General features: G+C 41.1%; 18 protein-coding genes. 6 read left to right on the top strand and 12 right to left on the bottom strand.

All coding sequences use genetic code 11. The features are described 5' to 3' along the window. The first annotated feature begins 201 nt into the window (after positions 1-201). Complete coding sequence (locus LV85_RS18150) at positions 202-2766, top strand: M1 family metallopeptidase (protein ID WP_111322098.1); 2565 nt, start codon at positions 202-204, stop codon at positions 2764-2766. Positions 2767-2820: 54 nt separating this feature from the next. On the opposite strand, the gene LV85_RS18145 is transcribed toward LV85_RS18150, so the two are convergent. Further along, positions 2821-4983: a glutamine synthetase III family protein gene (locus LV85_RS18145; RefSeq protein ID WP_111322096.1), complete on the bottom strand. Its 2163-nt coding sequence runs from the start codon at positions 4981-4983 to the stop codon at positions 2821-2823. Positions 4984-5215: 232 nt separating this feature from the next. Here LV85_RS18145 and mtaB point away from each other — a divergent pair, with 232 nt between their 5' ends. From mtaB to LV85_RS18115, 5 genes are all read left to right on the top strand, one after another. Continuing rightward, a complete protein-coding gene (gene mtaB / locus LV85_RS18135; RefSeq protein WP_111322092.1) occupies positions 5216-6535 on the top strand; it encodes a tRNA (N(6)-L-threonylcarbamoyladenosine(37)-C(2))-methylthiotransferase MtaB in 1320 nt (439 codons plus the stop codon). Between the two features lie 153 nt (positions 6536-6688). Beyond that, a complete protein-coding gene (locus LV85_RS18130; protein ID WP_111322090.1) occupies positions 6689-8698 on the top strand; it encodes an alpha amylase C-terminal domain-containing protein in 2010 nt (669 codons plus the stop codon). Positions 8699-8708: 10 nt separating this feature from the next. Then, entirely contained in the window at positions 8709-9398 is a 690-nt protein-coding gene (locus LV85_RS18125; protein ID WP_111322088.1) for a DUF6503 family protein, read from the top strand. 41 nt (positions 9399-9439) lie between these two features. Further along, positions 9440-10060 (top strand): YdeI/OmpD-associated family protein, encoded by a 621-nt coding sequence (locus LV85_RS18120; protein ID WP_111322086.1) that lies wholly within the window; start codon positions 9440-9442, stop codon positions 10058-10060. Between the two features lie 215 nt (positions 10061-10275). Beyond that, positions 10276-11220 carry a succinylglutamate desuccinylase/aspartoacylase family protein gene (locus tag LV85_RS18115; protein WP_111322084.1) on the top strand — a complete coding sequence of 315 codons (945 nt, stop codon included), beginning with the start codon at positions 10276-10278 and terminating at the stop codon, positions 11218-11220. 204 nt (positions 11221-11424) lie between these two features. On the opposite strand, the gene LV85_RS18110 is transcribed toward LV85_RS18115, so the two are convergent. From LV85_RS18110 to ku, 11 genes are all read right to left on the bottom strand, one after another. After that, the gene (locus tag LV85_RS18110; RefSeq protein WP_111322082.1) at positions 11425-12468 is read right to left on the bottom strand and encodes an ATP-grasp domain-containing protein; all 1044 of its coding nucleotides are present in this window, start codon (positions 12466-12468) and stop codon (positions 11425-11427) included. Between the two features lie 18 nt (positions 12469-12486). After that, positions 12487-14322, bottom strand: a complete 1836-nt coding sequence (locus LV85_RS18105; RefSeq protein ID WP_111322080.1) for a flavohemoglobin expression-modulating QEGLA motif protein — start codon at positions 14320-14322, stop codon at positions 12487-12489. Beyond that, positions 14322-14606: a hypothetical protein gene (locus tag LV85_RS18100; protein WP_111322078.1), complete on the bottom strand. Its 285-nt coding sequence runs from the start codon at positions 14604-14606 to the stop codon at positions 14322-14324. Before LV85_RS18100 ends, LV85_RS18105 begins: the two co-directional genes overlap by 1 nt. A 194-nt stretch (positions 14607-14800) precedes the next feature. Beyond that, on the bottom strand, positions 14801-16111 hold the full coding sequence (locus LV85_RS18095; RefSeq protein ID WP_111322076.1) for a peptidoglycan DD-metalloendopeptidase family protein: 1311 nt from the start codon (positions 16109-16111) through the stop codon (positions 14801-14803). Next, complete coding sequence (locus tag LV85_RS18090) at positions 16108-16608, bottom strand: DUF6789 family protein (protein ID WP_111322074.1); 501 nt, start codon at positions 16606-16608, stop codon at positions 16108-16110. Before LV85_RS18090 ends, LV85_RS18095 begins: the two co-directional genes overlap by 4 nt. Positions 16609-16665: 57 nt before the next feature. Next, on the bottom strand, positions 16666-18807 hold the full coding sequence (locus LV85_RS18085; RefSeq protein WP_111322166.1) for a catalase: 2142 nt from the start codon (positions 18805-18807) through the stop codon (positions 16666-16668). A 553-nt stretch (positions 18808-19360) separates the two neighbouring features. Then, a complete protein-coding gene (locus tag LV85_RS18075) occupies positions 19361-19762 on the bottom strand; it encodes a hypothetical protein (RefSeq protein ID WP_111322070.1) in 402 nt (133 codons plus the stop codon). A gap of 176 nt (positions 19763-19938) precedes the next feature. Continuing rightward, entirely contained in the window at positions 19939-21150 is a 1212-nt protein-coding gene (locus LV85_RS18070; RefSeq protein ID WP_111322068.1) for an AI-2E family transporter, read from the bottom strand. 55 nt (positions 21151-21205) lie between these two features. Then, positions 21206-22486 carry a PQQ-dependent sugar dehydrogenase gene (locus tag LV85_RS18065; RefSeq protein WP_111322066.1) on the bottom strand — a complete coding sequence of 427 codons (1281 nt, stop codon included), beginning with the start codon at positions 22484-22486 and terminating at the stop codon, positions 21206-21208. A 182-nt stretch (positions 22487-22668) separates the two neighbouring features. Beyond that, a complete protein-coding gene (gene ligD / locus LV85_RS18060) occupies positions 22669-25092 on the bottom strand; it encodes a DNA ligase D (protein WP_111322064.1) in 2424 nt (807 codons plus the stop codon). Beyond that, positions 25092-25862 (bottom strand): non-homologous end joining protein Ku, encoded by a 771-nt coding sequence (ku, locus tag LV85_RS18055; RefSeq protein ID WP_111322062.1) that lies wholly within the window; start codon positions 25860-25862, stop codon positions 25092-25094. Before ku ends, ligD begins: the two co-directional genes overlap by 1 nt. Positions 25863-25867 lie beyond the last annotated feature (5 nt).

Genomic DNA, 25867 nt, shown 5'->3' with positions numbered 1-25867 from the left:
TGGGCGAGAAGCCTGTCCCGATGAAGACGAAGCGAAGCAAGTCGATATCGGGAAGCCCCAGAGGGATCACTTAGAAAGCAGTCCAAATTGGGCTGTTTTTCTTATTTTAAGACCTAAATACTTTTTAGATTTCCGCGCCCCCCTTATCTCACTCATCTAAAAAATCTTGCGAATGCTGCAAAATTTACTGATTGTTGAAAGATGAAAAACTACTTTCTGCTTATTGGAATATGCTTGATTTGCTTGTCTTGCAAGCCACCTGTTTCTGATGAACACTTTTATGACCCGGGTATATCTTTGGAACTAGCTCAGTTCAGAAAGCAGCAGCTTGGGTCTATTCATTATCAACTTTCTTTCGAATTCCCTTTAGAAAAGTCGGTCGCAATACCATCGCATTTGAGTTTGGATCTAGAGATTACTGATCTTTCCCAGCCATTAATCATGGATTTCCATGAGGAATCTTCACATCTACTCTCTCTTGAGGTGAATGGCATCAATACTGAGATCAATCATGTTGACCAGCACCTGATCATTCCTAAGGAAGCACTAACAAAAGGAGCTAATTCTATTGAAATTGAATTTCTAGCTGGAGAGCTTTCTCTTAACAGAAACGAGGACTTTCTATATACGCTACTGGTTCCTGATAGGGCAAGTACGCTATTCCCCTGTTTTGACCAGCCAAATCTGAAAGCAAACTACAGCTTGACAGTTACTGCACCTAGGGACTGGGAAGTCTTAGCAGGAGCTCCTGAAATAGCCTCTGAGGAAAAGGTAGAATCTATCACACATCGCTTTGCCAAGTCAGATTTGATGAGTACATACTTATTCTCATTTGTCGCTGGCAAATTTGAAGTCGCCAAGTCAGAAACAGACTTTGCTCAGACCATGCTATATCGTGAAACCAACCCTGAAAAAATAGCAGCTAGCATTCCTGAGCTTTTCACACTTCACCAAAAGGCAAAAGAATTCCTAGAAGACTATACCTCCTACCCTTTTCCATTCCAAAAATTAGATTTTGCCACTATACCTATTTTTCAATATGGTGGAATGGAGCATGTAGGAGCTATTCAATACCGTGAATCTTCTCTTTTCCTGGATGAAAACGCAACAGATTCGGAGCTTCTGAGTCGTGCAAAACTTATTGGTCATGAGACTGCTCATATGTGGTTTGGTGATCTGGTGACTATGGATTGGTTTGAAGACGTGTGGATGAAGGAGGTTTTCGCCAACTTCATGGCAGGCAAACTCGTCAACCCCAACTATCCTGAGATCAATCACGAGCTTTCCTTTCTCAGCAATCATTACCCTTCTGCCTATGGAGAGGATCGTACTCTAGGCACCAATCCAATTCGCCAGAAGCTAGCCAATCTAAAGGATGCAGGTTCGCTATATGGCAGCATCATCTATGACAAAGCACCCATCATGATGAGACAGCTGGAAACCGCGATGGGAGAAGCCGCATTTCAAAAAGGCATTCAGAAATACATCAATACCTACGCAAATAGCAATGCAGACTGGAATGACCTCGTAGTCCTGTTGGATAAAAATACCGATTTAGACCTGCAGCAATGGTCTGAAGTATGGGTGAATCAATCTGGCAGACCTCTCATTTCAGATGAAATCGAGTTGGCGAAAGACGGGACTATTAGCTCCTTTGTTATCAGACAAAAAGCAGAAGATGGTTCTGACAAAATCTGGCCACAGCTTTTCGATATTACCTTTTTCTATCCAGAGGGAAATAAAACATTTTCCGTTTCCTTAAACGACAGAACACTGGACTTGAAAGAAGCTATAGGAGCTCAGCAGCCCATAGCTATTCTATACAACAGCAATGGACTTGGTTATGGCGTGTTCCCAGTAGACAAGACCTCCCTATCAGCAATATCTACCCTTTCGGACGAAGTGATGCGTGGCCAGTCTTATATCAATTTGTTTGAAAACACCTTAGCAGGTAACATCGAGCCAACACTTGCTTTTGAGACCTTTCGAAACGGTATTTCAACCGAGAAAAATGAAATTCTCGCACGCCTGATGTCTTCTGAACTCAGCATTATTTTTTGGAAGTACCTAAGCGAGGAGCAACGCGAAAAAGCACTTCCAGAATTAGAAGGTCAACTTTGGGATCAATTACAAACTGATCTACCTACCAATATAAAGAAATCCATCTTCTCTCTTTATAGCGGAATAGCCTATTCTGAGGCTGGTCAAGAGCGCCTTTATAAAGTCTGGAAAAAGGATATTGAGATTAATAATTTGAAACTTAACCCAGACAACTTCACCAGCTTAGCAATGAGCTTGGCTCTTTATGGGCATCCAGATTCTGATGCGATTTTGATTGAAGAACGTAGCAGAATCAGTAATCCAGACAAACTACTAAGGTTTGATTTTCTTCAGCCAGCCTTATCCCAAAATGAGTCAGAAAGAGACGCACTCTTTGAATCATTCTCTGAAGCTTCTAATCGGGAGAAAGAATCATGGGTTTTGTCAGCATCTGGCTATATCCATCATCCTTTGCATCAAAGCAGCGCTATCAAGCATCTTCCGCTAGCGCTGGATCTACTAGAGGACATTCAGAAGACTGGAGACATCTTTTTCCCGAAAAGATGGGCGTCCGTTACTCTGGGGCAATACACCTCTCCTGATGCTGCCAAAATCGTCTCAGACTTCTTGGATGAAAATCCAGCGTACAATCCAATCTTAAAAAGTAAAATTCTGCAAGCCAGTGATAATTTGATGCGTGTGCAGAAAATAGTAAACACGAAATAGTGGGCATAAAAAAAGCCGTCCCTTTCGGAACGGCTTTCAGTTGTAGCGCTTGACCTATCTAAGGAAAAGCATCTCTCTGTATTTCACTAATGGCCAAGATTCATCATCTACCAATAGTTCTAGTTTATCTACTGCATATCGGATTTTGTCGAAATAAGCTTCTTTAACATCAGTCTGATAGCCTTTCGCCATTTTCACGATATCTTCCTCTTTGTTGAGCTTTTTACGCGCTTCGACCATTGCTGTGATATTTGACTTCAGCGATTCTATATGCTTAGAAACTTCTTTGATCGTGTCTACCGCTGCAGTATTATCAAGACCTAGTCCTTTCAAGCCATTGGCATTCTGGATGATCTTATTTTGATAAAGAATGGCAGTTGGAATGATATGATTCAGCGCCAAATCTCCCATCACACGACCTTCAATCTGAATCTTCTTCATGAAGCTCTCAAGCATGATTTCATGGCGAGCATGAACTTCAATTCCGTTCATTACATTGTGTCTTTCGAAAAGCTCCTTAGTTGCTTTAGTAGAATACACGTCCAAAGCTGAAGGAGTTGATTTCAAGTTCGATAAGCCTCTTTTTTCAGCTTCTGCTGCCCACTCATCAGAATAGCCATCACCTTCGAATCTTACTTTCTTGCTTTCCTTGATATATTTTCTCAATACGTTTACGATCGCAATCTTCTTCTCTTTACCTGCAGTCATCTCTTTTTCGATGTCTTTGGCCATAGTGCTTAGTACCTCAGCCACGATAACATTTAGTACAGTCATTGGACCAGCAGAATTTGCTTGAGAACCTACTGCACGGAATTCGAATTTGTTTCCAGTGAATGCGAATGGAGAAGTTCTGTTTCTATCAGTATTGTCAAGGATGATTTCAGGAATCTTGGCGATACCCAACTTCATATACATGTTGTCACCCTTCTCAATTTTGATGTTACCGTTTTTCTCAAGTTCATTCAAAACTTCAGTAAGAGTCGCACCTAAGAACACAGAGATAATCGCCGGAGGAGCTTCGTTAGCACCAAGACGGTGATCATTTCCAGCAGAAGCAATACTCGCTCTCAATAGATCTGAATGATCATAAACAGCTTTTACTGTTGCTACCAAGAAGGTAAGGAACTGAAGGTTTTCTCTGGCAGAGTTGCTTGGCTGGAATAAGTTAACTCCTGTGTCAGTGATTAGAGACCAGTTATTATGCTTCCCACTACCGTTTACACCTGCAAATGGTTTCTCATGAAGAAGAACTTTCAAGTCATGTCTTTCAGCCACTTTCTCCATCACATCCATTAGCAATTGGTTGTGATCAGAAGCCTTGTTGATTTCTTCAAACAATGGAGCCACCTCAAATTGACCAGGAGCCACCTCGTTGTGACGCGTCATCACAGGTATTCCCAACTTAAGTGACTCAGTTTCGAAGTCAACCATAAAGTCTTTTACTCTTGTAGGAATTGATCCAAAATAGTGATCATCCAATTGCTGACCTCTAGCTGGGCTATGACCGAAAACGGTTCTTCCACCCATTACCAAATCTGGTCTTGCTGAGTAAAGAGCCTTATCTATCACGAAATATTCCTGCTCTACACCTAGAGAAGGTTGTACTTTTCTCACATTTCTGTCAAATAGTTGGCAGATAGCAACAGCCGCTTCATTGATTGCCTCTACAGACTTCAACAATGGCGTTTTATAATCCAAAGCTTCACCAGTATAGGAAACAAAAATCGTTGGAATACAAAGTGTGTTTTCGAAGATAAAAATCGGAGAAGTAGGATCCCAAGCGGTATAACCTCTAGCTTCAAAAGTAGAGCGAATACCTCCATTAGGGAAAGAAGAAGCATCTGGCTCTTGCTGAACAAGTGCAGATCCTTTGAATTTCTCAAGACCACCTAAAGCATCGAAAAATGAATCATGCTTTTCTGCGGTAGATCCTGTAAGTGGTTGGAACCAGTGTGTATAATGCGTAACTCCTTTGGACAATGCCCAAGTTTTTACAGCAGAGGCTACTTCTTCAGCAGTCAATGCATCTATCTTAGTTCCTTTGTCAATCGCTTCCATGACTCTTTTGAACGCAGTAGGTGCCAAAGACACCTTCATTTGAGCTGTTCCAAAAGTGTTTACACCAAAATAGTCTGAAATTTTGGAGGATGGTGCTGTACTAGTAACTCGCTGTCTTGTCTGCACTAGTCCCAGTGCTTGTTGTCTAAGTGTTGCCATTTCTACAATATGTGGTTTAAATTTATACTCACAAAAATAGAAAAATATGTATTGGAAAATGCTTTTGACTCATTTTTGACCTCATATTTCAAAAAAATTACACTTTTTTCAATAAATCATCGTAAAAAGGCACCGATATCGGGAAAAGTAAGTGAAATCAGCTCGAAAATTGGAGAATTGAAAACAAGCGAAGATTAATTACCTTTGCAATCTCATTATCAGAAGCGTAATTGTGAAAAAAGTAGCCTTTTATACACTAGGATGTAAGCTAAATTTCTCGGAAACCTCTACTATCAGTCGCCAATTTGAAGAAAAAGGCTACTTAAAAGTTGATTTTCAGGAAAATCCCGACATTTTCATCATCAACACCTGCTCGGTTACCGAGAATGCTGATAAGAAGTGTAAGAAGATCGTGAAAGAGGCTAAAAAAATCTCTCCAAATTCTTATGTCACTATTATTGGTTGCTATGCGCAACTGAAACCAACTGAAATCTCCGAAATAGAAGGAGTAGATGCGGTACTGGGTGCGGCTGAGAAATTCCGCCTGATCGAGCTGCTAGATGATTTTGCGAAAGCTCAGGATACAAAAGTCCTCGCTTCGGAGATTCAGGAAGCGACCGTCTTTAATAATGCCTATTCTATCAATGATCGTACACGTACTTTCCTTAAAGTTCAGGATGGCTGTAATTATGGTTGCGCATTCTGCACCATCCCCCTTGCCCGAGGCAAAAGTCGAAGTAATACTATAGCAAGCGTAGTAGAGTCGGCCAAGGAAATCGCAGCTACTGGCGTAAAAGAGATTGTACTAACTGGTGTAAATATTGGTGACTTCGGTATCGTAGATGGTAAGAGAAATGAGCGATTTGCAGACCTAGTCTATGCACTGGACGAGGTAGAAGGCATCAATAGATTAAGAATTTCTTCCATTGAACCCAACTTGCTCACCAACGAAATCATCAGCTTTGCCGCAACATCTAAGCGCTTTGTGCCGCATTTCCATGTCCCGCTTCAATCTGGTTCCAATACCATCTTGAGAAAAATGGGCAGAAGATACCTGCGCGAATTATATGTAGATCGTGTGACAAAAATCAAAACACTCATGCCTCATGCATGTATTGGAGTGGATGTGATCGTCGGCTTCCCAGGTGAGACTGACGAGCTTTTCCTCGAAACTTATAATTTCCTGAATGAGCTAGATATTTCCTACCTACACGTATTTACTTATTCCGAGCGAGCCAATACCAGAGCCGCTGAGATGGATGAGGTAGTTCCGATGAAAAAGAGAAGCGAGCGATCTAAAATGCTTCGAATCCTTTCGGAGAAAAAGAGAAGAAAGTTCTACACAGAGAATTTAGGCAAAACTTTCACTGTACTCTTCGAAGAAGATGTAGAAGACGGAAAGATCCACGGCTTTACTGAAAATTACATTCGCGTCGCTGCCAAGTATGATCCTATGCTAATCAATGAATTGAAACTAGTAACACTTGATCAAATCAATGACAAGGGAAATGTAGAAGTTCTGGAGCCAGAATTTGTTTTCGAAAAGCACTAGAACACTTATATTATAGTGTGACCAAACAGCCCGGAGATCAACTTCTTCGGGCTGTTTCTTTTTTAAGGACAAAAGAAAGCTCATTCTAAATCCTCCCTTTATTATTTTTCCACCTACATTTTTCTAAATTCAAGTCAGCTAAAAAAACAATAGGTGGAAAATTCACAAAAACTCGCTCTGGTTCGAGAAGAAACTTGGCTAGCTCAGTATGAAGCTCAGATTCAGCGAAGATTTGATCGGTATCAAGAAGCAATTCGGGAGATAGATAATTTCAGTGGGAACATCATCGAATATGCGTCTGTACATAATTTTTATGGGATACATTTTGAACCCTGGCGAAAAGGCTGGGTCTATCGAGAATGGGCTCCCGCAGCCAAACAACTCTATTTTTTCGGTGATTTCAATAACTGGGATCGAAACTCCCATCCCATGAAAAAAGGCGCCCGTGGCGACTGGGAGATTTTCCTACCTTTTGAGCATTACAAAGACAGTTTTATTCATGGAAGCAAAGTAAAAGTCCACGTCATTGCTGATAATGGCGCTTTGGATAGAATACCTGCCTATATCAGAAGAGTTATTCAAGATGAAAAAACACATGATGTAGCCGGTCAACTCTGGTTTGCCAAGGATTTCAAGTGGACAGACCAATCGTATAGCACGAAGAAAAGTCTCAAACAGCCTTTGATCTACGAATGCCATATAGGCATGGCTCAAGAAAAAATGGGCGTTGGTACTTACCAAGAATTCGAAGAACTGACGCTACCCCGAATCCAAGCTGCTGGATATAATACCATCCAACTTATGGCTGTGATGGAACACCCCTATTATGGATCATTTGGCTATCACGTGTCTAATTTCTTCGCCCCCACTTCGCGATTTGGGACTCCTGAAGAACTGAAATCGCTGGTAAACAAGGCGCATGAAATGGGGATCGCTGTAGTAATTGACATCGTGCATTCCCATGCGATCAAAAATGTGAATGAAGGACTCAATGAGTTTGATGGAAGTGAAGATCAGTACTTTCATCCTGGAGACAAGGGGTATCATGAGGCCTGGGATTCCAAGGTATTTAACTATGCCAAGCGGGAAGTTCAGCAGTTCTTGCTTTCAAATATTAGGTATTGGTTGGAAGAATTTCACTTTGATGGATTTCGATTCGACGGCGTGACTTCCATCATGTATCATCATCATGGCCTATTCATGGACTTCGACTCAGTAGCTCTATACTTCGATGAAAATGTAGATGAGGACGCTATAGTATACCTACAGCTTGCGAACACTCTAATTCACAGCTTCAAACCTCAAAGTATATCGATAGCAGAAGATATGAGTGGTATGCCAGGCTTGGCTAGACCAATTGCGGAAGGTGGAATCGGCTTTGACTTCAGAATGGCGATGGGTGTTCCTGATTTTTGGATCAAGACCCTTAAGCATAAGCAAGACGAGGAATGGGATATGTTCGAACTTTGGCATCAGCTCACCAACCGGCCAGCTGCAGAGCGATCCATTGGCTACGCCGAAAGTCATGATCAGGCCTTAGTTGGAGATCAAACCCTAGCCTTCCGATTGATGGACAAGGAAATGTATTTTTCTATGTCTGTGTTACAGCAAAACTTGGTGGTTGATCGCGGTATTGCATTGCATAAATTGATCCGATTGATCACGCTCACACTTGGGGGTGAAGGTTATTTGAATTTCATAGGAAATGAATTTGGGCATCCTGACTGGGTAGATTTCCCAAGGGAGGGAAATGACTGGAGTCATCAGCATGCTCGCAGACAGTGGTCGCTTGTAGATGACCCCTTGCTTCGCTATGCACATTTGGACAGATGGGACAAAGCCATCATCAAGCTGGCAAATGACTATCAACTTCTCGCTTCCAGCCCAGCAGATCAACTCCATCTGGATCCAGACAAAAAAATCTTGGCTTATGAAAGAGCTGGATTGATTTTCGTGTTTTCCTTCCATCCTACTGAGTCTTTTTCGGATCTACCCATTCATGTAAAAAATCCTGGGAAGTACCAGTTACTTCTCAATTCTGACGAAACGGAATTCAGCGGTTTTGAGCGGCTAGACGGAAAGGTAAAATACTTTACAGATGAGCACCAGTGTATCAAAATGTACATTCCCAATCGAACGGTGCTCGTATTAGAAAAGCTATAAGCACTTCAACATGATACAGTATCTTTTCTTACTTCTCCTTGTTTCTGCCTGCAACACAATTCCATCTGGAAAAGAGGTTTTGAAAGAAAGCATCCAATTCCATGACCCCCGCAATCAATGGCATAAATTACAAGAAAATATACGTGTCAGAAGTGACTTTATCTATCCAGACACTGTGCTTAACGGCATTATGATCGGATTAGACAATCCAAATAAGTTGGTCTCATATTATAATCTAACCTATGAGCAGCACATTGAATTCACTGAGTCAAGCTGTGTGGTACTAGAAGGAGACAGATCTTGCGATCAAATGGCTTGGACCAAGAATTTCTATCACTTTATACTTGGCCTACCCATGACACTGCAAAACGAGGAAGGAATAGTTCAAGAATCTGTCGTTGATACAACTTTTCATGAAACAGCCTCCTATCGAGTAGCAATAGATTTTGAAAAGGAAAAATGGCATTTCTACTTTGCTAAGGCAGATTATCATCTTGTTGGCTTTGCATCCAACAAAAATTTTGAGTCCAAAGCTGAAGAAATCCGTACTGATGACCTGATCGAGATAGCAGGCATGAAACTCCCTAAAACCCGATCATGGTGGATCACTACGGATTCCCTTGCTCCTATTTATTCAGGCACCGATGAAATACTGGGTTCTAGCAAATGGTTAAAAAACGAGAATTTACTTTTTGAATAATTGAGTATAATAGCGCTAGTAAATACTTAAAGAATCAAGAAATGAACACTAATGTCGACTTATACTTTATAGAAGGCTGTAGGCGCTGTCCGCTAGGCGGCACTCCACAATGCAAAGTTCATAATTGGACCGAAGAGCTGAAGCTCTTGAGAAAGATAATTCTTGATTGTGGACTTACGGAAGAATCAAAATGGGGAGTTCCATGCTACACATTCCGAAAAAACAATGTCTTAGTGTTGGCAGCATTCAACGATTATTGTTCGGTGAGCTTTTTCAAAGGGGCATTATTAAGTGATACTTACAAGATGCTAAGTAAGCCAGGCGAAAATACTCAGGCTGCTAGGCTCATCAAGTTCACCAATACTTCTGAAATAGCTAAGTCCAAAGACATCCTGAAAGCTTATATTTTTGAAGCAATTGAGTTAGAAAAACTTGGGTTAAAAGTGGAATTCGAGAAAAATCCAGACCCCATTCCTGAAGAACTTCAACAAAAACTAGATGAAAATAAAAGTTTAAAAGAGGCTTTTGAAGGATTGACTCCAGGCAGACAGCGAGGTTACATCCTCTATTTTTCTGCGCCTAAGCAATCGAAAACCCGAGAGTCTAGGATAGATAAGTCTATCCCGAAAATTCTGGCTGGAAAAGGAATACATGACAGATAAATTATTATACCAATTTCTTCCTTACCACTGTTCTCATTTTGAGGAAAATTGCTCTCAAATACGCCTATCCTTACTTTTTGACTCCATTCGAAAAATTACTCCCTAAGTAATCTGTCCCTCACACAGACCTTAAAAGGATATTATTCTCATCTCTTCCAATCCAGGTTCCATGGTATAAAGTTTGGCTACATCAAGTGACCCCAAATTATTTGATCATGGAAAAAAACAATGTAACACTGGATAAAGAAAACCTCAGCCGAGTAATCGGTGAATACCCTGCCGAGCCAAGCGATCAAACTCCCGGTCCCTATTTACTGGTAAGCGGAGGAGTACATGGAAATGAACCAAGCGGTGTGCTTGCATTGCAGCGCGTATTCAAAAAACTCCTGGAAGAGAAGCCTGCAATTAAAGGTAAAATCGTAGGCGTGGCGGGAAATATTGTGGCGCTGAAAAAGGGAGTAAGGCTGATCGACAAGGATCTCAACCGAGTGTGTACTCTAGAAAATGAAAAGCTATTAAAAGCAGGAAAGATGCTGGACTTTCATGAAGGCTCGGAATTTAATGAACTATTGAAAATCGTAGAAAAACTGGAGGAGGAAGAATTTAATACAGAATTCCACTTTATGGATTTGCACACTACCTCTTCCGATACCGCTCCATACATCAGCGTCAATCGTCGTGAAGATAGTTTTGGCTTCGCTGGTCAGATGCCTTTGCCGGTGGTAAAAGGTATAGAAAAATATATCCCGGGACATTTTGACCACTACCAGACGCTAAAAGGTCACGCGGGATTTACCATGGAAGCAGGTCAACACGATGATCCTAAGTCTGTGGATTACCACGAAGCTGCAATCTGGGTTATACTAGTGAAAACAGGAATGCTAGAAAAGTCCGCTATTGCTTACGACAAATACTACAAACTACTGGAGAAAGCCTCTCCTACAAATGACAATTTCGAGGTAACCTACCGTCAAGACATAGGCGAAGATCAGTACTTCAAAATGGATCCAGGATATTCAAATTTCACTGAAATCAAAAAGGGTCAACGATTAGCTTCTTTGGACGGAGAAGCAATTCTTTCCAAAATTGAAGGAAGGGTGTTTCTCCCCTTATATCAAACCCAAGGATCTGATGGTTTTTTTATAGTAAAGCCCGCTTGATAAATATGAGGTTTTAGACTTCGACTACCATGCAACTTTCAGATTGATCCGGAATACGGGTCAGTCCGAGCGAAGTCGAGGACCTTTCGACTCCGCTCAAGGTTACCGGGCTTAAGTCTGAAATCCGTAGACAATCTTCTAGCTGTGACATAAAAAAAAGGAAAAGCCCTCTCGAGCTTTTCCTTTTTTGTTCAGCATCCAACTCTACAGATTCAAGGTTGCCAAAAATGCATTGGGCAGCGTACCATCGTAATGCTTCTGATAAGCTACTTTGCGTTCCAACGCATCTATAATCGCAGAGGCAAAGTCTTCTCCTTCGAGTCTATGCATGGCATTGATCGTACCTGGACTGTCCAAGTTCAATTCCATGATTTTATCTCCTACGATATCTATTCCTGCCAGAAACATTCCGTCTTGCACTAATTTGGGCCCGACAATCTCGCACAGTCTTCTTACATCATCCGTGATTTCTGCGTGAATCGCTTCACCACCAGAATGCAGGTTACTTCGAATATCATTGCTATTGACTCGATTGACAGCTGCCACTTTCCCTTTGATTTCCAATATTTTGCCATTCATCATAATCACTCGTATATCGCCATTTTTGGCCGCAGGAAGGTATTGCTGTGCGATTACAAATCCATAGCGGTTGATTGTTTCTACGATCTGATTGAGATTTTTATCATTATCTACCAGGAACACATCCTTTCCTCCGGAACCCTGAAGTGGCTTCAGGATGATTTTCTTTTTCTCCTTTTTATAAAATTCCTTAATCTCATCTGCATCCCTACTGATGATAGTCCTAGGTCTCACAGTTTCCGGAAAATGCTGAAAGTACATCTTATTGAAAGATGACATCAACGCGTATGGATCATTCACAACAAGTACACCGTTGGCACTAGCTATTTGTCCGAAAACCATTCCTGCTGTCTGAGCCCATGCCCTTTCTCCAAACTCTTCACAAGGATTATTCCTGAGAAACAGCACGTCCAAATCATCGGTAGAGATATGGAGTCTCTCAGCTTCTGGACTGTGTATTGCCTCGATATATTTATCCAAACTGCGAAATTTTGTTTTAGGAGCCTTGACTGCTATAGCGCCCATTTTACCATCCTCAAGATAGCAAAGCTGGCCTACGCTGATGATGTAAACTTCATGCTCTCTGTGAACCGCCGACGAAGAAAGTAACGTGGTACTGTATGCTCCTGTCTCGGTTTCAATTTGATTTACTACAAATCCGATTTTCATTAGTGTGGTGGTTAGTGGTTAATTGACTAGTTCGGGTAAGGTCAGTCCATCCTTTAATTTTTTCAGGCGCTCCTGAGCAAAGTCTGTTTTGAGAAAGCTCGGGCTGAGTGGAGATGGCTTAATTATGTCACGTATGCGCAATTCATGTATCAGCGGTATGTGTTTGAATCCAATCTTTCCTACATAAAGTGGTTCTAATTCACCACCCTTTTGTAGGTAATCTATTAATTTGATCAGGCCTCTGAGGTAAATAATATCTTTGGTACATCCTCCACCTTGGTATGCCCTAGCGGTGATTTGAAAAGCTTGCTCTGGTAAAGCATTATACTCTGATGTAAGCGTATGGTAAGTCTCTTCGAAAGTCATTCCTTCGGTCACAGCTCTTCCTGCAATCACCCTCGCGGCCAGCGTCCGAAGTCTGTTGTTGGTAAGCCCACCAACTAGGTATTCTGACAACACTGCAAGCCCCTCCTGCAATTCATCATAATCAGCAAAGCCACTGCTCATTTGTCCGAAAGACTGCATTTTCCCATTATAAAATGTGAGCACATGTGTCCCTACTTCATGATTTATCAATGCTTTGATTCTCTGCTTTGGAACTTTGAAACTTGATCCTATATAAAGTTGACCTCTGGAAACCAGCATGCCAACGATATCATTTTTGACTTCTACTTTAGCATCTAGGTCAGGATAAACAGCTCGATAATTAGTGATTTCATCCGAGCAATATTTTGCCATATCGTAGGCATCAACCCATTCTATTTCCTCAAAATCATCTGGCGGAAGGGTTTTCAAGAGTAGCTTAGCTGTTTCATGAAGCTCTACTCCTGGCGAACTATACAGACGAATGCTGCTATACATGAAATTTTTGGTACCCCGTTCCTTCAGCATGGTGATCTGCTTTTCCAGCTCTTCACGTTTTTCTGTATAGAGAAAAGAAAGTGTAGGATCTTGAATTCCTTGAATGTCAATCCTGAACAATTCTTCTTTCAGTCGATCTGGATCTATGGGTAAATTTCGGTAGAGAAATTTAGGGTTTTTTCTATGTTGATTTGCAATGAATTCTTCCTTTGCCTGCATGGTATTCGTAGGTGAAATAAGTAGCAGAAATTGATATTTTGCTTCTATTTCAGAAAGCCGTCTGTCTACTTCCCATACTTTCTCATCGACCATCGTGCTACCCAGTCTCTGATAATTTTGAATATCAAAAGAGGTCTGCACACGGATAAATTCGTAAACCGCTTTTCTAAGGATATTTGAAAAAGCGAGTTTAAATTCTTTAAAAACTATAAAATAAAACTCATTCGATGCTTTATTCTGAAAGAAGGGTGGAATCTCCAATCCCATCAGGTAAATGCCAGCTTCCTGACATTGCTTCAAAGTAAGGAAATCGGGCAGTTCTTCTGGATGACGAATTGTACTCTCCTCGACTTCTACATTGAGTTCTTGATGAGTTTGGCAAAAGAGTTCCAGACCTTTATGAAATGCTTTAACCGTATTTGGAGCCTTATCTTTCGCTGTTTTGAGGACAAAAGTTTTACTATCTGGCTTACCTATCCATACTTCGAGCACCATTACCGAACCATATTCTTCAGCCAGCTCATTTGCCAATTCCTTGGCTAGCATAGCAATATCAGAATTAAAATCCGTGCTTGGGTTCGTAATCAAATAGGATGACTCAGTTCTTACCAGATCTGCAACTTTGAAGTGATCCTGCTTCTCTTCACGATAAATCAAAAGAAAAGGAAGCCTTCTCTCTATCCTTATTCGGCTTTTATCACCGAGTGAAAGATTGAGAACTTTCCCCGTTTTAAGTGCTTCTCTGAGTGCTTCCTTTGTCTTTTTATCGATCATTATTTTTCCTCTTCGTCCGCATTACTGTACAGATTGTTCTCTTCATCTTCCGAACCGATTCTTTCCTGTTCATCATCCAATTCACTCCCAGGTACATCTAGGTCATCACCTGTGAAATCAACTTTACGCTTTCTTTCTATCAGCTGCTCATCGTCTCCGCCATCATGACTAAGATTCGCTTCTTTTGGCCCCAAAGCCTGCAAATCCTCTTTCGTCACTCTAGCTTCTTTAGCTAGTTCTTCAGTAGTTTTCTGGTTAGAGTTTTCTGGTTTATTAGTTTTCATGATATTTCTGTTTTTCTATTATAATGGCAACATGAATGCCCTTCAGAAGTCAAGTCATGTGAAAAAACCATAATTACCCTGCTGCGGTTGATAGGCCTGATTTATGTTTCTTTAAAAAAAATTAAAGAATAATCATGAGTTTATTTTTCAAGGATTTTGTGCAGAAAAGTTCCCAAAATGGGTAGCGGAGTTTATTATTCTTTAGTAAAAGCTGGGAGGTATAATACGTTTCCCTCCTCATCCAAAATCATATCAAATCCATCCGCAGTCTCGCCAACTTTGCTGAACTCCGCCAAATTGACCAGTAAACTATCTCTGGAAACTTGTGATGGTGAAGTGTAAGCGTAAGTAGAACTTTCTCCTAGAGAGGTAGATTCAATAGGTGATAGTAGGTTCTTGTATAAAAAACCTGAATTACCATCTGCATCCTCCACCTGAAACCAATCTAAAGTAGCAGCCATAATAAAAACAGGTGTATCTGCTTGCAATTGGGAATTAACAGGCGATTTTGTACTTGGCTGGCTTCTCAAATTAGCCTGACTTGCATTGACTTTCATAAGTGAAGCCACCTGCCCCTCTTTAAGTTTGGGAGCTTGCTGAAAGTCATTTTTGATCGCCGGAAAGGGATTGATCGCACCATTTTGATAAATACCAAAGTGCAAGTGAGGAGCAGTAGTTCTAGCATTACCTGTATTCCCCACCAAGCCCAAGGTGTCGCCTGGACTTACGCGTTGAAGATTACTTACTAATTGACTGTCTAAATGAGCAAAATACAGGTTCCAATTCCGTTCAGGATCTCTCAGCCAAACTTGCTTTCCGCCCAAGCCTCGATCCCGGACTGCGGTGACCATGCCTTCCACAGGTGCTAAGACTGGGGTGCCACGAGTTGCAAAAATATCCACGCCTTCATGTGACCTTTTGCCACCATCTCGCACGTCGCCCCACACACTTTGAATTGCTTGACTGTTTTTTCCCTGCACTGGAAATACCGCATAAGTTGCTGTTCCACTCAGCTGAATTTGAAAATTGCCCTCAGCTAGCAATTCAGGCTGAATACGAAGTAAGTAAAGACCGGTTTTCTCGGATTCAAATTTCACCGAGTCATTTTGCGTAGAAAAGGACTCCAGTTCCTTCCATTCGGGACCTTGCATTATATCCACGATTAGCTTGCTGCTGTCTGAAGCTTGCCATTGAACGAGGATGTTCATCGATGCGCCTTGTTCCAGCTGTATTTTCCATGCTTTGGCTTCTATACTTTTGGACTTAAAACTACCCTGAATGGACATAGGAATCGCCAACTCTGGAGCTTTCGAAATCGCTTCACTGGCAGACTGCTTCCACTCAGAACCAATTTTGGTTGCGGCAATTCCTGAATTTTCAAGTGTATTGAGATATGCTGTCCTGGCTGAGCTGGACTTAAAAATCCTCAGCGTTTGATTGTTACAAGAAAACAATAGAATAATAAGGCAAGCAAAAACGGGCAATATTAGTTTAGAGCTTTTCATGGTGTGATTTTAGCTTTCTCCTGTAGTTGGTACCATAGCTCAGGATTGTCGGTGATCAACTGAAAAACATTGACACTCACTATCCCAAAAATGACATGTGAGATGAGTAGTGCAATAAAAAAGTGAATATGAGAGAATTTAGGCGGGTGTGAATGTAAACTGATATATCCCTGCCAAACTCCTATGGCAACTAAACCACTGATGAAACCGATCAGTGCAGAATCCTCCAAATTGATTTGGAAAACGCCCCAGTTCCAAAGAAGAAAATAGGCAAACGAAAATAATACCCCAACCCCAAAATGAGCAGTTGTCCCTACGAGCAATGCATTTTTGGATGGATTATAATAATTACTTTCCCCTACCAGCATATTCCCTAGGATATGTATCACCTTCGTGAATTGCTTTGTAAGGCTTGCATATAGATACATACAAATAGTCATGGCTATAGTTCCTACCACTCCAGAAAGTATCGTAATAAAGAAATGTTTGATATCCATGATGCTTGGGTTTAGAAAAGAATGCGGGCAAAATCTTCAGAAATTGCCCGCAAAAGTTTAGACAGGAATTTTCATGGCATCTTCCCTTTCCCAGATTCTATGCTGGGCGATGGAATCAATGAAAGATTGCACATCTTGGTCGAATAGAACTCCCTTAGGATTGGCGTTTCTGGAAGCATAGGTCATGTCCCAAAGCTGCTCAGCAGCTCCATTAATCGCAATAAATTTGAAATGCTTATAAGATTCATCTACGAATCGGATCGCATCCGGATTTTTATGTAAAGTCTCAATGCTCTTTGCTCCATCAGGCACAAATACCGCATCAAACAATACCGAAGAAGTAGTCAAAAGACTGTGATCAACTTTAACTGCACTTCCATTGGAATCTGCTATTGATCCAGAATGTGAGCTAATTACTTTAGCTTCAGCACCCTCTTTTTTCAAAGCATTTTTATACGCTTCTAGTGATTTTGCATCCACCCCATCATCCGCAAGAACAGCTATAATTCTACCCTTTATTCCTTTACCAGGATGAGCCATAAGACTCAGCTTATCGGATTTCTGTATAGAAGGCTTCACTTCTTTTGGTTGGTAGTCTTTAGGATCGGCATCAGCAGGATAGCTATGATTTAGCGGAGGCGTAGGTTTAGTGATTGGGTTGATACCCAAGCCTTCCGCCACACCTTTTGCCAAATCCTCATTGACATAGGTAAGCATACCTACCATTCGTTCTCTTATATCTTCGCTTTTCACCTTACCTAGCTCAAACCGAATCGCTGAGATAATATGCTCCTGCTCCACCTTCGATTGACTCTCAAAGAAGAGCGTTGCCTGACTAAAGTGATCCATGAAACTGCTGCTTCTTTTTCGGATTTTGTGCCCTTCAATTTTTTCATGATGTGATACAAATCCCCCCTCAGCCATTTTTGCCTGAAAAGGACATCCACCTCCTATATTATTTGGATGATAGCTACTTTGTCCAGTATTAATCGTGTGACGAGAAATACCTCCACGCTGGTTATTATGAACTGGAGCTATCGGACGATTGATAGGTATTTCATTGAAATTCGGCCCTCCCAGTCTTGAAAGCTGAGTGTCAGTATAGGAGAACAATCTTCCTTGCAGTAGTGGATCATTTGTAAAATCAATTCCCGGCACCAAATGCCCAGGGTGAAAGGCAATCTGTTCAGTTTCCGCAAAGAAATTGGTTGGGTTTCTATCCAATACCATTTTACCGATCAGCTTGACGGGAACCAGTTCCTCAGGGATCAGTTTGGTCGGATCTAGCAAATCAAACTCAAATTTGTGTTCATCTTTCTCCTCTACGATCTGCACACCAAATTCCCATTCTGGAAAATTGCCGTTTTCTATCGCATTCCATAAATCTCTTCTGTGAAAATCCGGATCCTGACCAGAGATTTTCTGGGCTTCATCCCAAGTGACAGAATGTGTCCCCGCCACTGGCTTCCAATGGAATTTGACGAAGAAAGACTCACCCTTATCATTGACAAATCTATAGGTGTGAACACCGAAACCTTCCATCATACTAAGACTGCGAGGAATAGCCCGATCGCTCATAGCCCACATGATCATATGCATACTTTCAGGCATCAGAGAAATGAAGTCCCAAAAAGTATCGTGCGCTGAGGCGGCTTGGGGAATTTCATTGTGCTGTTCTGGTTTTACGGCATGTACCAAATCGGGGAATTTCATGGCATCCTGAATGAAAAACACAGGCATATTATTCCCTACTAGATCATAATTACCTTCCTCGGTATAAAATTTCACCGCAAAGCCCCGAACATCTCTAGCCAAATCCGTAGATCCTTTGAAACCAGCTACTGTACTGAATCTGGCAAATACTGGGGTTCTTTTTCCTTTTTCCCCAAGGAATCCAGCTTTTGTGAATTCAGAAAGATCACCATAAGATTCAAAGTAGCCATGAGCACCAGCTCCCCTAGCATGGACAATCCTCTCCGGAATCCGCTCGTGATCAAAATGAGTCATCTTCTCCCGGAAATGAAAATCTTCCATGAGTGTCGGTCCTCGATCTCCAGCTGTAAGGGAATTCTGATCATCGTTTACTCGCAGGCCCTGATTGGTAGTCATAGCTTCCCCGCTCCCGTCCTCCGTGTTCATGTAGAGGTCATCGATTTTTGGGTTTTTAGCATTCTTTTCAGCCTTCTCTTTTTCTGTCATGATAAAATGGTTTTTAGTGGTTGTGTTTCCAAAAACCTCTAAAAACATTCCAAGAGAAAAAGAATAAGGATGGATTCGTAAAATGAAGCAGTCTGAAAAACAATGTTGATATAGAGTGATTAAAATGCCTTGCCAATAAATCACTTCTAAAGAGGCAGCTTAAGTCGTTTTCCCTCAATTAGCGGGGTGAGCAAGGAGCTACCTAGTACTATCCCAACTTTAGTGAAAATTCAATTTTTATTAATCTTAAAATTTGCAGAGTTCAAACCTCATTTAAAAATGTCTTATAAATTCCTCAGAATGAGGATTAAAATCATAAAAAGAAATATGATTATCCGCAAAGATACCAGTCACCTTAAATTCTTTGCTTATCTGGTCGGAAGACCGATGACCGAAGACCGAAGCGGCCTCAATTCATAAGTTTAACATATCCTTTTTTGCTTTTGACTACATACTGGAACAAAAGCGGATATACATAAATAGAAAAAAGGATGACGCAAGCCACAAATTCATTTCGTGACAGTATCATCCATGTTATTTTGGTTTGGTGGAATTAATCTATTGATTTCCTTTTACCATTCTCATCAAATGTAAATGTTTGATTTGGGCCTTCTTTCATACGAAATTCAAGTTCATAATAGGTAATGCTATTTTCCTCAAATCTTCTTTTGACAAGAATACTATCAGGGTGAATGTCACTTGTATTTTCTATCACAGTGAGTAATTCCTGAGGCAGATTGATGGAATCTTTGGATTCAATGACTACAGGTATTGATGTACCATCAGTAAGCCTCATACTCGTATCCGTTCCCGCTTTCATTTTCTCATCTATCGCTGTGGATTCATCCACTTCCATAATGCCGTCATCTGTGACGCTTCCATATTCCTTTTCCTCATTGCAGCTCATAAGGACGGAGGAAAGTGCTAGTGCAAATAGTGCTATGTGCTTTTTCATAAAATGGTTGGTTAAATTGAATAGGTTGATGTAAGGTTTAAATCAAAATTTAACCCAAGAGTGAATTATCGGCATCAGGAGCATTAAAAGCGGTTTTATCTTAAGCCAATGAATGAATACTACTCTATATTTCCCCGATATGTGGAAAATACCTCGCAGTATACAATCGCCAATTCTTATTTTTTGCTGAATTTATCCCACAATTTCTCTCCCCATTTACTTAGGAAATTCTGCTCATCAGCGCCTTCTACATCTTCTTCTCCCAGCGCATATCCTAGAGGTTCAAGTGAAGGAGTAGCATCAAAAATTATTTTGGCGATACCAGCGATTGGAATACTCAGTATCATCCCGACTATCCCCCATATTGACCCACCCAAAATTACTACGACTATAGTGACCAGTGGATTCACCTCCACTTTGCTTCCCACTACATAAGGCTCCAAAATGTAACTTTCTACAAATTGAGCCAAACCAAAAGTGAGCGACACCCCGATAATACCGCCCAATTCTGCTCCAGCAAAAACCGCCATGATCATCGCTAGCGCATAACCTATGATATTCCCAATAAATGGAACTAGGGATAAAATCGCCGCTATTACACTAATCAAAATGGCATTTTCTATTCCAGAAATGGACAATCCTATGGTATAAATAATGGCTAAAAAAACGATTAGTATAAAACGTCCTACTATGAAATTCAAAGCTAACTCTATGGAATGCTTCATAACCTCCTCAGCTTCTTTCCGGTTTTCTCTGCTGAAAAACTTCAGTATTGATAGCTTAACCTTATTTCTATATAGCAGCAAAAAGAAGAGGTAAACCAAGGTCAATACTGCACTCGACAGGAAGCTGAAAAAATTCATAACTATAGTACCAATTTCCTGAGATGCTTTGGTCACGATTTTTTCGGGCGAAGATTGATTTGAACTTGATGCCGCCTGAGAAGGTTGGCTTGCATCTTTAGCCTTATCAGGATCGCCTTCATTAGTGGAGGAAGAAGCTTGCCCGTTCGCCCCAAACATGCCTAATTGCTGCTCAATATTCAATCCTGTTTTCTCGTTGATAGTTTGCTGAAACTCTTCCAATTTGGGTTCTGCTTTGCTTTTTATCTCTGGCCAGCGCTCCGAGATATTTGCCACCTGAGCAGATATGATGACAAAAAAAGCAATAAAGACCAGCAAACTCAAAAGCACACTAACCAGAGCTGAAAGTCCCTTTGAGAGCTTCCAGCTTTCAAACTTCCTGCAAAGAGGAATACAAATCAAAGTCAATAAAACGGCGATAGCAAATGGCTTTAAAAAGCCAGCAGCCTCTATTACTCCTACAATAGAAAAGTACGTGCCTAGTACTATGAGCGTAAGAATAAGAAGTATTTCCTTTGATTTCATTTCGTTTTAATTGTGCTGTGAAATTGATTTTTTTATCTCGTGCAGAGGAATTCTCCTAGTCCCCAGTATAGCTCACTCGCCATAGTGTATTTCCAGTGTCATCATTTACCAGGAGTGACCCATCGGGTAAGACGGTCACATCTACTGGCCGTCCATAAACTTCAGATTCAGCAGAATCCGAAACGAAGCCTTTGAGAAAATCCATAGGTTTTCCGGCTGGTTTCCCATTAGCAAAGGGTACAAAAAGAACCTTGTATCCAGCCAGTTCCTCACGATTCCATGAACCATGCTGTCCTACAAATGCACCATTTTTAAATTCTTCTGGGAAGGTAGAACCATCATAAAAAGTAAGTCCCAAAGATGCCGTATGACTTCCCACTGGGACATCCGGAATGATCGCCTTCTCCACCAACTCCTGGCCTTTTCCTTCCATTCTAGGATCTTCTATCTGTCCAAAGTAGGAATATGGCCATCCATAAAAACCTCCCTTTTTCACGCTCGTGATATAATCAGGCACCAAATCATTACCTATCTCATCCCGTTCATTTACAGCTGTCCAAAGCTCCGAGGTCGTAGGATTCCACGACATTCCTACAGGATTTCTGAGACCACTTGCATAGATGATCTCTCCAGAGCCATCAGGGTTGATTTCTAGAATCCCGGCTCTCCGGTGCTCCTCTTCCATTCCATGCTCAGCTACATTACTTGCAGATCCTACGGAGATATAAATTTTACTTCCATCTTCATTTGCAATCAAATTTCGAGTCCAGTGGTTATTATATCCTCCTGCAGGAAGATCAACAATTTTCTCACCCTCGCCATCAAGCTTCAGTTGCCCTGATTTATAGGGGTATCTATACAGACCATCCGTATTGGCTATGTAGAAAAAATCATTCAAAATGAGCATACCATAGGGTTGATTCAAACCCTCTTTGAAAACTTCTTGGGTTTCAAAATCACCGTTTTCATCTTTGTCTCGGAGGATCGTAATCCGGTCTGCACTTCCTTTAGTATTACTTTCAGCTACGAACAAATCCCCATTAGGACCGACGTAAGTGTTTCGTGGGTTATCCAGTTCTTCGGCAAATTTGGTAACAGTAAATCCTGTTGGAGCGGTAGGCATCTTTCCTTCTGGCCAATCCACGAGCTTACTTTGGTTCCTCACCGATTCTGTACTATAAGGAGGGGGTAAAATAAGTTCTCCTACAGCTGTCTGTACCGTATCTGGGCTGGTTTGCGATAATTCTTCTTTTTCTTCTTTGGATACCTTTTCCTGACATGAGGCAAAGGATAATGTAGCTAAAGCTAAAAGTGGTATAGTAGTTTTGAATTGCATAATAGGTTGATATTTGATTCCCAATCCAGAAAAAGATCAATCATAAAGCCAAAAGTAGAAATGGGGTTTTTAAGCCATTCTAAGTAGGCAAAAGGGTATTTGAAAAGAAAATCACCGCATTTTCTTTAAGCATATGTGAAAAAAAATTCCCAGTTCGGGTCTATAAAGGAGTTTGTTTGACCCTATCCCTCTAGTAATTTCAGAGCTTTTTCTATGCTCACACCTTTCCCCAGGACTTCTGTAAAAAGCCTGGGATACTTTTTCAATCTATCTTTCATAGTGAAAATCGTAAAATCATTTTTATCCAACTTGCTGTTCACTTCTTTCCAAAGCAAAGGTGTGGACACAGTTCCACCAGGCTTAGGACGAACACAATATGCTGATGCTAGCGTCTGACCGCGACGATTCTGAAGATAATCCAGATAAATCCTTCCCTTTCGGGCTTTGAGGGATCTTTCCATCGTAGTGAGTTTGGGATGCTGCTCCTGAATAATCGTACAAAGAAGCTTACAAAAGTCCCTACCTTCTTCGAAAGTATAGTTGGCTTCTAGAGGAATGTAGATATGCAGTCCACTTGCGCCAGAAGTTTTGCAGTACCCATCAATCTGTAATTCCTCAAGCAGTTGATGAAAAGCTTGCGCAACTTCTATGACTTGCTTGAAATCATTTTTGTCCGAAGGATCGAGATCTATGACTATATAATCCGGTTTATCCAGAGAGGTAATTCTTGAATTCCATGGATTTATCTCAATACAGCCCAAATTTGCCATATAGATCAGAGTAGCTTCATTTTGACAAAGCATATAATCAATATTTTTCTCCGAAGACTCAGAATAAACAGAGGTTGTTTGGATCCAGTCCGGATATCCTTCCGGCGTATCCTTTTGATAAAAACCATCCTTGTCTATTCCATTGGGATGGCGATGAAGATTCTGGGGGCGATCCTTCAAAAAAGGCAAAATGTATTTTGAAACCGAAAGATAATAGTCAATCAAATCGTACTTGGTAATTCCTTCTTTTGGCCAGAGTGCTTTCTCAAGATTACTTACAGGCACGTTAATTCCATCAATTTCCAATGAATTTTCAGAATTGGAATCCCTTTTCAAAGCATCTTTTGGTCTTTCTGCTTCCAATTGCTGAGGGAGCTTATCATTTCTCAATCCCTTAAAAACGGGCTGCCGAAGCCTGTCATTATCCGTCCATTCTGCAAAAGTCACCTCAGCTACCATGACAGAATGAAGCCAGATAGGCTTTCTTCCATTGAGATTTATTTTATCAGGAAAAGGTGATTGGGATTGTTTGATTTTTTTAAACTGCGCGAGTAAGTCTTTTTGCTGTGCAATGGAAAAACCCGTTCCACAATTCCCTACATACTTCAATTCATTTTTCTCCTGCAAACCCAATATCAAGGAACCGAATGGTCGGTTTTCTGATTTGGTGTAACCGCAAATCACAGTTTCTATGCTCTCCTGGGTTTTGAATTTGACCCAGTCATCTGAACGAACATCAGGATAGTAATGGGAATCTGCTTTTTTGCCGATGATTCCCTCCAAACCCTTTTTCTTCACTTCTTCAAAAAATGCTTTTCCTCCACCTCTCAAATGCTCACTGTACCTAACTTTTGGAACATCTTCTACCAGAGCCTCCAATAATTCCTTCCGCTCCTCAAGTTTCAAATGGATAATGCTATGCCCATCCAGATAGAGTAGATCAAAAACTACGTACACCAACTGACCTTTTGGCTCATCAGCAAAATGCTGCAGCCATTGAAATCTCGAAACCCCGTCCTTATCCAAACTTACAACTTCTCCATCCAAAATAGCATGTTTAGGAAGCTGCTTCAGCCCGTCTATTAATTCTGGATAAATTTCTGAGTAGTCTATCCCATTGCGGGAATAAAGGCTAGTTGCAGAATTGGAGTGGTTGCAAATCATCCTATAACCATCCCATTTGATCTCATAAAGCCAGTTTTTGGAGGAAGGGAATTTCAAGTTTTTACTCGTAGTAGCAAGCATAGGGGAAACTTGCTGCTTGAGCGTGATTGCTTCAGGAGCTCGAGTAGAATGAGTTGCTTCAGCTTCCCCCAAATGCAGGTTTGCATCATAATCCAGATCTGTAGCAAATTCGTCCTTCTTTTTGATCAAAAGCCAGTTAGGCTTTTTCCCTTCAAACTTGGTCTTCACTAAAGCAAAATCCCCTTGAAGCTTTGTTCCAAAAAAAGTGATTTTCAGATCACCATTCTGATACATTTTGGAGAGTGATTTTTTCTCGTCAGAAACTGGCGAATAGGTGCCGGTATCCCAAATCGTCATCTCTCCGGCTCCATAATTCCCTTTGGGGATAGTGCCATGAAAATCCAGGTACTTCATCGGATGATCTTCAGTCTCAACTGCCAATCTTTTATCATTAGGATTCAAAGACGGACCTTTCGGAACTGCCCAACTTTTGAGAACGCCGTCAATTTCTAGCCTGAGATCAAAATGCAGGTGGCTCGCATCATGGCGTTGGACTACAAATCGGAGTTCACCCGTTTGGAGTCCAATATCTCCACGAGGTTCATTTGTCTTGTTGAAATCCCGTTTCTTATTGTATTCCTCGAGAGCCATTAGGATGCTTTTTTACGCTTTTCCAAACTTGCTTTTAATTGAGCCATAAGATCTTTGGTAGGGGTGTTTTCAGGTACAAATTTCTTAACCACCGCTTTCTTTCCTTTAGATTTTGCTTTGATCACCTTCATCAACTGTTCGTTGTACTGATCCTTATACTTAGAAAGATCAAATTTCTCGCTGTATTGCTCTATGAGCGATTCAGCCATATCCATCTCTTTTTTGGTGACTTTGGAGCTTGAGATTTTCAGGTCAGTGGGGCTTCGTATTTCATCCGAAAATCGAATGACATGAAGTACCAAAGCATCCTTATAGATTCCTATTAGGCATAGGTTCTCTTTTTGACGCATAACGAAAGTAGCCAGACCAAGCTTTTTGGTCTTCTTCAAGGCATCCCGCAATAAATTGTAGGCTTTTCCACCTTCCTTCTGGGGCTCTAGAAAATATGGTTTTTTGAAAAGCATATCAGCCACATCCACCTCATTCACAAAAGCCTCTATCTCCACAACTTTGCTTTTTTTGGCATTGGCCTGCTCAAAGTCCTCATCCTCCAGGATGATGTACTTATCATCCATTTTATATCCTTTCACAATATCTTTCCACTCCACTTCCTTCCCGGATTTCTCATTTACTCGCTGATATCTAATGCGCTCGTGATCTTTTGAATCCAGCATATCCAGGTCTATGCGTCGATCTTCGGAAGCTGAATACATTTTGATAGGGATATTTACCAGGCCGAAACCCAGAGTGCCATTCCAGATTGATTTCATAATTT

The sequence above is a fragment of the Algoriphagus chordae genome (genome assembly GCF_003254055.1).
Taxonomy (GTDB): Bacteria; Bacteroidota; Bacteroidia; order Cytophagales; family Cyclobacteriaceae; genus Algoriphagus; species Algoriphagus chordae.
Note: the sequence above shows the minus strand (reverse complement) of the source record. Positions and strands in the feature narration are given on the sequence as shown.